General features: G+C 38.2%; 7 protein-coding genes. 4 read left to right on the top strand and 3 right to left on the bottom strand.

The window, feature by feature from the left end; all coding sequences use genetic code 11:
• Nucleotide 1 precedes the first annotated feature (1 nt).
• A complete protein-coding gene (locus ACMAYS_RS01430) occupies nucleotides 2-4,177 on the bottom strand; it encodes a hypothetical protein (RefSeq protein WP_412462592.1) in 4,176 nt (1,391 codons plus the stop codon).
• Between the two features lie 154 nt (nucleotides 4,178-4,331).
• On the opposite strand from ACMAYS_RS01430, the gene ACMAYS_RS01425 reads away from it, so the two are divergent.
• Nucleotides 4,332-5,456 (top strand): succinylglutamate desuccinylase/aspartoacylase family protein, encoded by a 1,125-nt coding sequence (locus tag ACMAYS_RS01425; RefSeq protein ID WP_412462591.1) that lies wholly within the window; start codon nucleotides 4,332-4,334, stop codon nucleotides 5,454-5,456.
• On the opposite strand, the gene htpX is transcribed toward ACMAYS_RS01425, so the two are convergent.
• Nucleotides 5,453-6,337, bottom strand: coding sequence for a protease HtpX (gene htpX / locus ACMAYS_RS01420; RefSeq protein ID WP_412462590.1), 885 nt, complete (start codon nucleotides 6,335-6,337; stop codon nucleotides 5,453-5,455). The two genes, ACMAYS_RS01425 and htpX, sit on opposite strands and share 4 nt — an antisense overlap.
• 192 nt (nucleotides 6,338-6,529) lie before the next feature.
• Between htpX and ACMAYS_RS01415 the strand changes: the two genes are divergently transcribed.
• The 3 genes from ACMAYS_RS01415 (at nucleotide 6,530) to ACMAYS_RS01405 (ending at nucleotide 10,702) form a co-directional block, all read left to right on the top strand.
• Nucleotides 6,530-7,882 (top strand): cyclic nucleotide-gated ion channel, encoded by a 1,353-nt coding sequence (locus tag ACMAYS_RS01415; protein ID WP_103217209.1) that lies wholly within the window; start codon nucleotides 6,530-6,532, stop codon nucleotides 7,880-7,882.
• Nucleotides 7,883-7,964: 82 nt separating this feature from the next.
• Nucleotides 7,965-9,350, top strand: coding sequence for a TldD/PmbA family protein (locus ACMAYS_RS01410; protein ID WP_412463088.1), 1,386 nt, complete (start codon nucleotides 7,965-7,967; stop codon nucleotides 9,348-9,350).
• Nucleotides 9,350-10,702, top strand: a complete 1,353-nt coding sequence (locus ACMAYS_RS01405) for a TldD/PmbA family protein (protein WP_412462589.1) — start codon at nucleotides 9,350-9,352, stop codon at nucleotides 10,700-10,702. The genes ACMAYS_RS01410 and ACMAYS_RS01405 overlap by 1 nt, the downstream gene beginning before the upstream one ends.
• Before the next feature lie 42 nt (nucleotides 10,703-10,744).
• Here the strand turns inward: ACMAYS_RS01405 and ACMAYS_RS01400 are convergent, their stop codons facing one another.
• A complete protein-coding gene (locus ACMAYS_RS01400) occupies nucleotides 10,745-15,004 on the bottom strand; it encodes a hypothetical protein (protein WP_412462588.1) in 4,260 nt (1,419 codons plus the stop codon).
• Nucleotides 15,005-15,097: the final 93 nt, after the last annotated feature.

The following is a 15,097-nucleotide window of genomic DNA, read 5'->3' as shown; positions in this document are numbered from 1 at the left end:
ATTATAAAGTATTTAAAATTGGAATATTTTGCAGTTGAATATTAGGCGGGGCCATTTGTCTAAGCTGCGCAGGAGTAAGTCTTGGAACTCCTCTACCTGGGCCATTAGAGCTTTCAGAAGCACAACTTTCGCCATCACACTCATTTACGACATACTCTGCCTTACCTTCATTTAACCCTGTAATAAATAGTTTTGGATCACTGAAGTTTTCAGTTGTAACTAATTTAAAGTCACCTTCTGTGGCCTTACACTCAACAGAGACAATATAGGCATAGTCATAAGACGATAACTCATATTCTTTACCATTCTCTAGTGAAGAATTAAGTGTGCTAACTTTCTCTTTGCGATTACCATCTTCATCTTCTTCAAAATATGTCTTTTTAAGCTTACAAGCACTAACCTTTGTCGCTTCAAAAGTTACAGAAATAGCAGGTTTCGAACCATTGAAATCAATATTAATATCTGCATCTGTACTTGCCGGTGCTGCTGGAGGTTCAGGTTGAGCTTCATCAGTAGGCTCTGTTGCTGCTGGTGGATCTGGCTCAGTAATATCTAGCTCGTGCTGAGTATCCTCACCGCCACCTAAATATTCCTCAACTACTGTAGCAATAGTCGCTTCAATCGCACTTGAGCCTTGAGCAGCGTGAACACCGGCCAGTCTAACACCTGGGTTTGCAAGTAACCCAGGTCTCACTGATCCATTAGAACCGGAAGTTAATCTAGGTGCATTTACCTGATTCGTAATATCTGTAAACTCACCCTCAATTGTAATTCCATCATTAACAGCTGTCTTAGTGTCACTAGCTGTCTTTGCATCACTTGCTTTTTTATTAGCGGCCTTAATTAGCTCTATCTTATCATCTGTTCTGGCAATTGTATGGGCCAATTGTCTGGCCTTATCAACAATACGTTGTCCTGTTTCCTTTATTAGGCTTCCCGGACTTGTTGGAACAGGAAGACTAGCTTGAGTCGGAGCAGGAAGTCCGAGGGCCTTCTCTCCAGCAATTGCTCCTTGCGGAGTCCCATGTGGAGCGCGAGCTGGTCTTGTAATAAGAGCATTTGAGGTAGTTGATGCTATTTGCGGCGTCGTAGGCTTACCTGAGCTTACCGCCTGTCTTAGAACTTCACGACGAGCAGTTGAAGCAGCACTTGGGCCACTAATTAACTTATCAATGATAGATGGATCTCTTGATGTAACAAGGTCAAGAATCCCCTGTGCTCTTTGCTCACCACCTTTAGCAACATCTTTACGATAGGCCAAAGCAAGTAAGTCCATATCACTTAGGCGCTCGCCTCGAGTAATTTTACTTTCAATATTTTGGTAAGTCGTGGCCTTTTGAAGGTCACTTAAACCAGAAAAATCATAGATTCTATCCTTAACATCATCAAGACTACGAACAGCTCCATTCATTTGCGGAAGCTGAGTTTCTTTAAAAACAAAGTGTCTCTCTGCTCTCATTGCCTGACCTTGAGCAGTCTTAGCATCAGAAAGAATTTTAATATTATCAATATCAATACCAAACTTAAGGACAACACCTTTATCAGTTACTGTTCCTAGTCCTGAATCAATGATGGCCTGATAATTATCAGAACCTTTATTGATAATTAGACCACTTCCATCCTCAAGTAGCTTTCCTTCTTTTAATGTTTCCATACGCTTTCCTAAACGCGTATAGAAAACAACATTTGGGTTAGCGGCTTCATCAAATCCATTAATATAGCTTCTCACCTCTGGAATAAGCTTATCAGATAAGAATCTTGCATTAGTTAATTTACCACCAGATTGGTTTTCAAGTCTTCTTAGCATCGCTGGAACTTGTGACTGATCATCAACAACAGCAACGGCCTTACTCGTCGTCGTTGGTGCCGGAAGTCCAAGAACCTTAGGTGGAGGTAGTGCTATAACAGATTGAGACTTTGGTGCGTTCAGCAATGTTTTAGTATTTAAGATTCCAATTGGTGCAGGCGATACATTTATCGTTGTTGTCGCGACCTGTGTACCTTTAGCTGTTTTAGCGACAGCTGCACCAGTCGTAGAACCTGCACTTCGGCCAGCTCTTGTTGCGCTCAGGGCCTCAGCACCATATCTTGCTACAGCTACACCATCGGTTGCAACACTAACAAGTGATAAACCAACGGCAATCTGACCACTAAGTTTTTGAGACTCAGCAGCTGCAATGGCCTCAATATTTTCTTCAGTTGAAGAAAGGCCAAGAGAGTGTTTTGTATCAGTTGTATCAAGCTGTTTATTAGCATCATTAATTTCTCTTACACCTACGGCCGCCTCACCAACAATTAGTGCAGAACTCGCTGAAGCAAGTGCAATCCCCACTGGGCTTCCGATTCCTGTCATGACAAGGGCGCCAGATAGCGCCATCCCTGCCCCGGCCATTGTGATATTTGCTAGCTTCCAAGTTTCATCATTGGCATAAATATCGCGCATCTGACTGCATAGGAATGATGCTTGCATATCTTGTAGGCCTGGAATTGCACGATTGTTCTTGAATGCTTGCGCAACAAGATATGGCCTATACTTTAGTAGATCCTTTAAATCGTCATCCATATCGTTAATATCTTTTGACGAAGATGGAATCTTGTCTTCAAGATCTTCTAAGTCTTCAAGCATATTTTCACTTACAGTCTTATCTAGATCTGCAAAATCACTTGTAGAAATTGCACTTGCTGGCTTACTTGTCCCAAATAAAGAAGTTTTCTCCGCACAGTCCTTTGCAAAGTCATTTGATGGTGCATGAAATTTCGAACGAAATTCATTTGTTGCGTAATACTTTCTAAAATCAGGATTTTCATTAGAAAAACTCATTAAATTAGAAACATAATTATTCTGTTCCGTCGCGATAAAGTCTTTATACGCTCGAGAACTTCTTACAGTTGTACAATATGGTGTATCACCCATGTAGTAGTTTCCTACCTGAGATGAAGTTACACATGGAAATTTTGTCTTAATTTTATCACATTGATTATTGATTCCATCAAGTAGATCATTAACTTTTGATCTTAACTCTCCCTTATTAGTCTTTTTGATTTTTCCATCAGCGATGGCCTTTTTAAATTCATCTTTTGCACTATTTAGAATACCTAAAAAAGGCTCCTGTGCGAAACTTGGAGATTCCTTTAAAATTTTATCAATTGCACGATCAAGATTATTCTCACTAGCACCATCAGACTTAAGTTTATGAAGAATATAATTCTTCATTGAAAGTTCACTTCCAATTTTTAAACTATCATCTAGAAGAGATTTAATAGAAGAGTGTCTCTTAATTCGTCCAAAATCCTCAGAAAGAGTATTTAATTCAGAACTACTCACACTTTGTACTACTTGGTCATTACTACAAGCAACTTGAACAAGAGTATCACCAATATTTCTTGAACTCATAAAGAAAGTTCCAAGAGTATTATCTTCAGCTTGTGCACGGTAATCTTTTTCACAACGTGAAAGGATACCGACGCCTTTAGAAAGCCCTAGGCCAACACCCTTTTCAATACCTTCTTGATTCTCTTTTGCCTTAGCAACACTTTCTTTAATCTTAGCAATTCTATCTTTTTGTTCTAAACAAGAAGCATCGGCCATATTATCACGACAAAACTCTTCAACTTGTGAAGCAAGATCATCAAAGGCCTGCATCTTCTTTTCATCGTCTAATAATTCTTTCACAATTTGAGGAGTGGTATATTCGCTTGCAGAATTCTTACATGCGCTTGTACCAAAGTTAGAGCTACTACTTCCCTTTTGACGAGCATTAACACAAGCGCCACGCCCATCTTGACCTGGGCCAAATAGTAGAGGATTACATCTAAGCTTTAAAATTTTATTACCAAAGAAACTGGTCTCACATGAGATACTTTTTGGGATCTGACACTTACCATTTACTAGTGTAGACTTGTGTCCCGCAAGGAAGCACTCACTTGAAGCGGCGTATGCTTCTTCAATTAAGAATTGGAATGTATAACGATTTTTATACTTTCTTGCATTTTCAATTTTTTCATGAAAATCAACAATTGAATTATGATAGTACTGAAGCGTGATAAAGTTCTTATACTCTGGTTTAGTTAAATCAAGCGTATAAATACGTTGACCTACCTTAGCACTTGCAGTTGTTGATAGAACTACTGCTAGAACTAGAAAAGCTGAATATAAAAGTCGACTTATTTTTATCATCGCTACCTTATCGTCTGGCCATCAGAAATTACTTAATTATTATTTAAATTTTGATTAATTCAAACAACTTACGGGTTTTCATGTATAATTAGATGGTTATCTGTCAAATTTCGAAAATTTAGTGACTTATAAATGAGGCACTAGGGAGTTGAGTATGTCTAATTGGAAACTAGAAAAAAGCACAATTGCAATTGATGAAACAAACCACGCCCAGTACCAAATTCATATCTACGATTTAATACCTGATAAAATTGATGAGAATGTGCCAACAATCTATATCCAAGCAAATGTTCATGGAGCTGAGCTACAAGGGAATATGGCAATATTCAAACTCTTAAACCTTTTAGAAGACGAAGAGATAAATGCAAGAATTAGGATGATTCCTAATGCAAACCCATATGCGACATCAGTAAAGATGGGAACCTATACTTATGGACGCTTTAACCCTATTACAGGAGATAATTGGAATCGAATGTATCTAAACCTCTTTGCTCAAAAAGAGGGACAAGGATTCATAAGTGAAGAAGAAATTAAGGCCTGTGAAAATAAGCAGGCTTATAAGGAACTTCTTAAAAATAAATTTTCTGAATATAGAAGTTACCACAAGGCCTATGGTATCGATGAAAATAAGCAGCTCTTTATTACTCTTCAAGAATTAGCAAGTGATGCGGATATAGTCCTCGATCTTCACACAGCAGGTGTAGGTTGTCGCTATATCTACGGGCCAGATTATCTTAAAGAGAAAATGGCCGACTTTAATTTCCCTTTCCATCTCGTTATACCTCCTGAGTTTGGAGGAGCAATGGATGAGGCGTGCTTTTTTCCATGGGTAAAGTTTCATGAGGTTCATCAAAGTCAAAATGCTTTTGAATCCTACACACTAGAGTTAGGCAGTGAGGAAGTTATAGATTCTAAGGCCGGCCAAATAGATGCGATCAATATTTACAATTACCTTGTAAAGAGAGGTGTTATTGCTTCTGACCAAATCAACACAAAAGAGAATACACAATACTTCTGCGAATTAAAGAATTACAAGGGCTTCTTTTCACCAAGTGCAGGCTTTATTGAGTATCACAAAGCTCCTGGAGAAAAGTTTAAGAAGGGTGAAAAGATCATGAGTGTCTATCACTTTGATAAACTTGAAAGCTTAGAAGAGGTTATCTCCCCTATCATTGCACCATGTGATGGTATTGTCATTAATCATGCCCCAAGTTCAAATGTGAAAAGGGGCATGAGTATACTTGAAGCTTTTACGCAATTTACGACAAATCAATCTTAAAGGCCTGATTGAAGCGCACGAATACGCTTATCAAGACTTGGATGTGAGCTAAAAAGTTCTGCAAATGATGGCCCACTTGAAATCTTAAATGCTGTAAGATTTGGATCTGAGTTATCAACCATTTTTGTACTCTGCTGAAGTTTTTGAAGAGCTGCAACCATTTTCTCACGGCCAGCTAATTTCGCGCTTCCTGCATCTGCTCTATATTCACGAAAGCGTGAAAACCACATCGTAATAGGCATAGCAAGTAGGCCAAAAATAATATCGAGAACAAAGACAAGCGCCATATGGGCAAAAGGCCCAAGTCCTGGTCCCTCTTCGTCATCAGAGCGAAGTGCATTTGAGATAACCATGGCCCCAATTCGCGATAAGATCATGACAAAAGCGTTTACCACACCTTGAACAAGTGCCATTGTCACCATATCACCATTTGCAATGTGAGCGACTTCGTGACCAATGACACCTTCTGCCTCATCGCGGCTCATCGTATGTAGGAGTCCCGCAGAAACGGCAACCATTGAATTATTACGACTTGGGCCAGTAGCAAAGGCATTAACTTCATTTGAGTTGTAAATATATACATCTGGGTTTTTAATTCCACTTGCACGAGCATATTGATGAACTGCCTGAGCAACCCAACCATAATTTGGATCATTAGGAGAAATCTCAGTCATACGATAGGCCATCTTCGCCATAAACTTTGACATGGCCAAAGAAATAAATGAGCCTCCAAGCCCCCAAATAGCACAGATGATGATAAGAGAATTATAATTCATTCCCGCTTCGGCCATATAGCCGCGAATACCAAGTAAATTAAGAACGATACCGATTGTGGCAACGACCAATATGTTTGTAAGTAAAAATAAACCAGATCTTAGCATTTTAGATTAACTCCTAAAAAATAATATTCTCAATATGATAGAGATTAATCGTAAATTTGGTCAATAAGACGAATTATTGTTTACAAAAAATTAACAATTCAAAGTAATAAACCAGAAAGGCCTAAAGAAATATAATAAATAACCGACTATTTAATAAGGAACTGTTAACGATTTTCATTTAAAAAGAGCAAAATGATCAACAATAAACACATTACAAGAAAAGAAATTTTATGGAATGCGATCATTTTTGCAGCAGTTATCTTTACGGCCATCGAAGCGCCGTTTTCATTTATCTTTCAAACTAAAATTCAACAGTGGCAACTCTTTTGTGACTTTGCAGTATCCTCGCTATTTGTTTGTGACTTGATTATTAGAATTCGTAAGAAGAGATCGCAGAATATGAGCTTTACGTCTAAGGCCCATAAGAATAAGTGGTATGCACTAATAGGGATCGATTTAATCGCCTCTATACCCTATGATATTTTAAGTTACGCATTTGGCTTTCATGCCTTTACTTATTTTAGGCTCTTTCGCCTAGTGCGAATTGCACGTCTCTTTGAGATGGTTTCAAATCTGGCCTTTGTTCCTAAGATGATTAAATTCACAGCTGTACTTACACTCTTTATGGTTGCTGTACACTGGATTAGTCTGTGCTGGATTATGATCACTCCTATTGACCAGTCTCTTGTACAAGATCGTGCAACTCACTATATCACTGCCATGTATTGGACAGTAACGACACTGACAACGATTGGGTATGGAGATATTACGCCAACAACTAATGAAGGACGCCTCTTTACCATGGTTATTATGATCTTAGGCGTTGGTGTCTACGGTTTTGTTATTGGTACAGTCAACAAGATGGTCCAAGATGGTGAGCGCTATAAGCAGCAAAACCGTGAAAAAATGCATGATCTAGTTAGTTTTATGAAGCATTACAACGTTCCTGAACGTCTTCAGCAAAATGTTTATAGCTACTACAATCACCTTGTCACAAAAAGATTAACTGAAAATGATAATAAGATTATTAATGAACTGCCTCAAGCACTTCAAGGAGAGCTTACAGTTTATATGAATATAAAACTTATTCGTAATCTACCTATCTTTAAAACACTAAGTTCAAGTTGCTTAAAAGAAGTGGCCGCGGCCCTTGAGCAAAAATACTATGGCCCAGGCCAAACAATAATCAATATTGGTGAAACTGGACACGAAATGTACCTTATTGGTCACGGAAGTGTTGAGGTTATCCTGAGTGATGGAAATGTTGTTGCAACTCTTCACGAAGGCCAGTTCTTTGGAGAGAGTGCTCTTTTACACGACACCAAGCGAAACGCTAATGTTCGCGCAATTGGTTATTGTGAGCTTTATAGACTAGATAAAGATCAATTTGATGAAATCACAACTCGTCATAATGACCTACTCGTTAGTATCACAAGTTTAACAACTCGCCGTTCCACAGATCGTTCAGAGCGTCACAGCCCAAGCGTGAAACGTGTTCAACAAAAGCTTAAGGATCAGGAAAAAAACGAACCAGAAGCAGCTTAAATTCAAATCAAAAACGCTTGTTGCCTTTTAATCACCCCCATTCTTTGTTAAGATATTCTAATATTTTGGAGGAAACACAATGATGTTAGATAGTACAATTGCAAAGGAAGTTATCGACTACGCACTTCTTCGCGGCGCTGACTTTGCAGAAATTTTTGTCGATCGCCAAACGTTTGAATCAATCAGCATTAAGAGTTCGAATGTTGAAAATATTGAAAACGGAATTAACTTCGGAATTGGTATCCGTTTATTTTATGGAACAAAAGTTCTCTACGGTTATACAAATTCAACAAATAAAGAAGAATTACTCGATATTGTCTCTTCTTTAAGTGCAAAAGATCTTCGTGATCCGATTGTCACTTCAACGAGCTTTAATTTTGAAAAGCCAATTCAAAATCACTTCGTTCAAACAGGGCTAAAAAATAACATCTCCCTTGACCAAAAGATTCCTCTGCTTCTAGAGATCGATCGTATGACGAGAGGGACAACAGATAAGATCACACAGGTTCCAATTGGAACGAGTCAACGCTTCCAAGAGGTTGAAATTTTCAACTCCGAAGGACTTCACGTAACAGATGAGAGAAACTATGTACGCCTTAGAGCGTCTTGTATTGCATCTGACGGAACGATTCAAGATAGTGCAGGATACTCTCCAGGAGCGATGCTTGGGTGGGAGTTCATTCAAGGTCAAGACCCTAAGTATATTTCGGAAAAACTGGCAAAAGAAGTTTTAACTAAGCTTAAGGCAAAGCCATGTCCAGCTGGGAAAATGCCAGTAGTTATTGATAATGGTTTTGGTGGCGTTATCTTCCACGAAGCTTGTGGTCACTTACTAGAAACTACTTCAGTTGCTAAAAAAGCTTCTGTTTTCTGGGATAAGATGGATCAAATGATTGCCTCTAGTGTAGTTAGTGCCGTTGATGATGGTACTAATCAAAACTACTGGGGTTCAATCAATATCGATGATGAAGGAATGAAGACACAAAAGACTCAACTTATTAAAGACGGTAAGCTTACAAGCTTTATGGTTGATAAAATGGGTTCTATGAAGACTGGTTATGAACGTACTGGTTCTGGCCGTCGTGAAAACTATAAATACGCTCCTACTTCTCGTATGAGAAATACATATATTGAGGCAGGAAAGGATAAGTTTGAGGACATGATCGCTTCAATTGATCACGGTATCTACTGTGCTCAAATGGGTGGTGGTTCAGTAAGTCCTGGTACAGGTGAATTTAACTTCTCTGTTATCGAAGGTTACGAAATTAAGAATGGAAAAATTGGAGATCCTGTAAAAGGGGCCACTCTAATTGGAACAGGCCCAGATGCTTTAAAGCAAATATCAATGGTTTCAGATAACCTTGATTTTGCGGCCGGTGTTTGTGGTTCAATTTCAGGTGGAGTAAACACAACAGTTGGACAACCTGCCCTTAAAGTTGATGAAATTCTTGTGGGTGGAGGTAAATAATGAGTAAGAATAAAACAGAGCTACAAAAAGACTATATTAACCGCACCCTTAATATGGCAAAGGATATGGGAATCGATAACGTTGACGTTATCATCTCAGGATCTGAGTCATTTTCACTTAAGGCCGAACAAGGTGAATTAAGTGAATATAAGAAGTCAAATACTGGAGCTCTTGGAGTACGAGTTGTAAAGGATCAAAGAATCGGACTAAGTTTTACAGAGGACTTAAGTGACGAAGCGATTCGCACAACCTTATACAATGCTTCTCAAAACTCAAAGTTCTCAAAGATAGATGAGCACCAAATAATCGAAGAAGGAATCTCTCTCGATGACGCTAATCCTAGTGTGAATATCGCTCACACACCAGATGCAAATGAGATGATTGAAAAGTCTCTCTATCTAGAATCAGAAGTAAGGCGTCGTGATGAAAATTGCCAAAGTGCTCCTTATAACGGGATTGCAGAAGGTGTTTCAAACTTTGCCATTGGTAACTCAAAAGGTGTTCTTTGTACTCATCAATCAAAGGCATACACAGCATATACTTCGGCCCTTGTTAAAAAGGGAGATAAAAATGCTATGCACTACCTAGCAGATACCAAGAGAGACTTTAGGGATCTTGACTATGATAAGGTCATCAATAGCTCGCTAGAAGTAGCAAATAATTTCATCGATGCTAAACAAATTAAAACTGGTGACTATGACGTAAATTTTGAAATTGATTTATTTGATAATATTCTTTCAAGCTTTATGCTTCTATTTAGTGCACGTGCGGCCATCGATAAGTCAAATCCATGGCGTGACAAGCTAGGAGAATTAGTTGCTGACTCTCGCCTAACATTTAAAGACGACCCTTTCTACGTTGGTGGTTATAGTGTTTGTCCATTTGATGGAGAGGGAAAAAAGAAACAAGTAAATACTCTTTTAGAAAATGGTAAACTTGCCCAGTTTCTACACAATAGTGCCACAGCAAAAGAGCTAGGTCTTGCCAATAACTTCTGTGCCACTCGTGGAGCGAAGTCTGCACTAGGAGCAACGACTTCAAACTTCATCATTGAAGCTGGTACAAATACAAAAGACGAATTTAATTCTAGACGTTATGTCGAAATCCTAACAGCTCAGGGCCTTCACAGTGGGATTAGACCAATTAGTGGTGAATTCTCACTAGGTGTAAGTGGGCGTGTATGGAATAACGGTGAAATTGAAGGTTATTTTAAAGATGTAACAGTTAGTGGTAACTTCTTTAAAATGCTAAGTGAAATTGAGCTAATTGGTGACAAGCTTGAAGAATCGAGTGACCACTCATTCTTTACACCAAAAATTCTTTTCAAAGATTTAATGATTGCAGGATCATAATACTGAAAGATTAAAAAAGAAGGCCGCTTATCGCGGCCTTTTTTATTTGAGCATTTTTGGAAATGCAGATTCTTGATAGCGTTGAGAAATCAGTTCAAATAGGGTTACACCTTCACGCTCCCACTCCTTATCATCTCTTTGAAAAAGGTTTTGGCGCTGGCGCTTATCTTTAATATTTGAAATATAATTTTTAAGTTGGCCTGCAGTCATCTTTTGATCACCAAGCATAACCATCGCACCATCATCCATATCAAAAAGTCCGTCAGTCTCATCAAGGTTATCAAATGAAATTGCAGCAATTGATCCATCAGCTCCGATACCATCCGTACCAGCGCCACCTGAACCATTTAGGCCATCGCCACCACTTCCAGCTCCATATCCTTTTGCTGCGCGTGCGTTCTTAGAGTTTGAAGAGAGTGCATCTGGATTGATTTCCCCTTGAGTATAACCTTCACCAGATAGACTTCCATCACCACGGCCCTGATTGGCCATACGATTTTTAATACGAGATGCCGCTGAACGTCCTAGAGTTGAATTAAGGAAAGAATCTGTAAGTGAAGAAAGGTTTGAGTTATGCTCAGCACTTCTTTTATCTGCAATTCTTTGAAGAGAAGCAAATTCACCACTCTTACCACGTTTTGCAAGGGTGTCTTTCATTAGTTGTGTATCTTTACGTCTCTTAGCATTGCGATCAAGCTGCTTTCTAATACCATTACTTAAACGAGAAATAGCTGAGTTAGTTGAATTTCCACCTGTTTGAAGTTTTCCACTAACTGTCGAATCAAGAGTTTTTTCACCCTTAAGTGCATCAGCAAATTTAACGCCTGCAGTACTAAAACCACCTAACCAATTTGTAAACTGGCCAAATCCATTATTTAATTGAACATCTGGAATACCACGGTGTGTTTGCTTGCGCTCAACATTAGTGGAAGCATTAATACCGTCGTTAACAGTATGATAGTAATTATGCATTTTTAAAGCATATGCTGCCGTTCCAGAAAGGTTTGCTAGTGTTTGTCCCATGAAATTATTAAGTTTTGCAATTAACATTTCAAAGTACGGAATAAGACCAGGTGTTATATAGTAGTCAAGACGACTCACCTTTGGCGCATAAAAATGGTAACGATAAGCATATTGGGCAAATTCATCGGCCATTCTTCTACGGTCTTCAGTTTCTTTTTCATCACCATTATCTTCTGAAACAAGAGTCGATAAGAAATAGCCTCTTGCATGGTCACGATAGAAATTTGTGATTCGATCATTAAACACATAGTAATTGTGGATATCATTCTTTCCAGCATTAAATGGAATCTTTGTGCGTGAAGTATAATTTGTCGAATACAGGCTCGACATATCTGGTAAGAACGGATCTAGTAGTTTAAGTGCAACACTTCCCTCTTTTTTAGCATAAGTATTTCTCGTACAAGCACCTGCAGCAAGTTCCTTATTACAGACATCATTATTCTGGGAGTGAAAACTCATACATTTAATCTTGTATTTTCGGCCGACTGGAACGCGTGCAATCTTCCAAGTCGAGCTGGTTCTTGGTCCACAAATATTTTCTGGCCCTCTTTCAGGGTCAAGATCAACATCGTAGTCACTACCAAATAGTATCCCACCTGTTGTGATATTTACGAGATTTCCAATAAGACTATTCTTATGGAGTCCAAAGAACTTCATTAGCTTCATAATCCAACATACAGGATAGAGACACTTCTTACCAAGAGTGTACCTCTTTCCATTGTATTTGATGTAATTCCAATTGTATTCCTTAAGCCACTGCACAGTGTATTCAAAAAGGGCCGTACCAGCGCTAATATTTTGTAGAGTTGCATCTTCAATGGCCTTAATCTTCATCAGGGCCATATCACGTAAAAAGAGAGTAAAGTCCATACCATGGCCTTTTGCTGTCTCTTTTCTTGCATCTGTAAAAGTAACCTTACCATTTTGAACAAACTCTCCGTAACGAGAAGATTTTGTACACTCACCACTTCCAATACAAGCAGTTACTTGATCTAGGGTTTGCACAAAATAGTCTTGTTCTCTATCTCTAAGAGAATATCCATCATTTTTAACAACAGCATTTCCTAGAGAGTTTTCTTCAACAGCGGACTCACCACCAAGGGCCTCAACACCTTGCTTTTCTTTTTCTGTGATTGTTTGCATATAGTCTTTATCAGAAACCTTCTTACAGTTTCCACCAGTCTCATCACAAACTTCTTTTTCATTATTTAAAACGTAAGTGTCATACTTTCCTAACCCATTACAATTAGCAAGGTAATTGGCCTCAACATCTGGCTGAAGCCAGTCTTCTGGACTCATCGGCCCTACAGTATCAACACAACGACACATCATCTCAAGAGATCTTTTCTTTAAAACAGAATAGAGCTTAAATTGAGAGTGCTTATACTTAATGGCCTCAAAACGAACCACATCGCGAATATTATAGCGTCCAGCACCAGACTTAGGATCATTGCCATCAAAAGTTTCAAGAAACTTTGCATCGTCTTTCATGTAGTAATTTACAATATTATTACGTGCTTCTGGTGTAAGCTTTCCGTTATAGAATAAGTGAAGGAATATTTTCTTTTCATTCTTTGGTAAATCTTCAATATAATTTGTGATCTCTTTTAAGGCCTCTTCACCCACAGTGTAATCAAATTCATCCCACAGCGGTTTACCACGTCCTACGATAGAGGGATCGAAGCGAGAAAAATTAAATCCACGCATTGAATTCGTTTGAATATTCCAATTATACGGTTGGTTGTCTGTTCCAGTATAACTTCCACTAGCAGGACGATATGTATTGTACTGAGACTTAATATGAAAGAAGTCACCTTCGTCCTTACCACCAGTAGTATAGTCCATTGCATACATCATCATCATAACTTCAAAGTAGTCATTTGACTGAGCAGATAAAAAGTCACCAAATAGATTTACACGACAAGACTTCATATCTGAGACGTAAACATCTTCAAATAGAGGTGAAGCATTTTGATGTCCATTATAAAGAGTGTAGTCAGGGTCAGTTGTCTCCTTCCCTGTCATCATTGAAATATAATTTGCCTCTACGACTCCATCATTAATAGTAATCTTAGCGTTATCAATACATTGATTAACAAGTTTCATACGAGTGCTATGGTCTGAACCGAGAGGAGTACCCTTATTGGCACAAGAAACAATAGCATTTTGATATGGGGCCGCAAATTTATTAAAGGCATCACTTGAGTTTTGAGGATGCTTTGGATTTGCCTGCGTCTCTTCTTTAAAGTGATCTAGTAATTTAGTGGCCTCACTTGTTTTTGCAGCAACTTGTTGTTGATGAGAGTACTCTGTTGAGACACCAACGTATAGCTGCTCAAAACATTCCTTACGAGGGTAACGAGTTGGAGCATCATTATCATATACTCTTTCAGGTTTTGATAAACATGAATTGTACTCACTATCAACAGTTGCCATATATGTACTAGCTCTAGAGCTTGTGACCTGATTATTTGATAGTAAAGCACTCAATTTTGACTTAAGAGTAGAGACCTTAGATTGAATCTCTGATGAATCACCTGCATTACCAAAGGCATGGGCGCTAGGAATTAATAAATTCATCAGCTTTGAGAATGTTGGTAGAATTGGAGCACAAACTCCATTTGAGTTTTTAAATAGAGACTCACAACACTCACCGCCTTTATCAGGTCGTTGACCAACACTGAAACAACTTGAACACTTATAATTTGCACGACATACTTTTCTAGTCTTATCACATGAATTTGAACAACATTCGCTATCTTTTGAACAAGAGTCTTTTTCAATACTACAAGTATTGATATTTGTAAGACGCTTCATCTTCTTGCATGAGCCAGACTCACAAAAGTCTTCTAAAGGAGAACAAGCTTGATTTTCTTTTTTTGAAACCAGACACTTCTCATAAACATGTTTTGAATTTGAATAAAGAGGAAGTCCACATACTGTACCTTTCACACATTGATTAGTTGGTGAATAACATGGGCCACCTTTTGGAATAAATTTTGCTTCTGTATAAATTAGAAGAGATAATTCTCTAGCACGAGTGTTTACGGGCTTTTTCTTTACTTTATCAATGAGAAATTGAATATATTCATCACTAGTGCCATCAAGGTTTTCTTTCATATAAGCTTTTAAAGCTTTCTTATCGATTTCTTTTCCCTTGCCAACAATTGTCTCTAGCTTTTTCGCTTCTTCAGTAGCAAGCTTGGCCATATCATTTGAAGCATAGGTATGAAAGTTGAACAAGGTAGTGAATGTGAATAATATTATGAGACGAAACATATTTCCCTCTTAATTCCCTTAAGATTAAATTTATATATATTTTATCGGAATAATGAGTAATTTACTCAAGCAGAATATAAATCTTTAATTTTA

It is taken from the genome of Halobacteriovorax sp. RT-2-6 (assembly GCF_047085025.1).
Classification (GTDB): domain Bacteria; phylum Bdellovibrionota; class Bacteriovoracia; order Bacteriovoracales; family Bacteriovoracaceae; genus Halobacteriovorax_A.
Note: the sequence above shows the minus strand (reverse complement) of the source record. Positions and strands in the feature narration are given on the sequence as shown.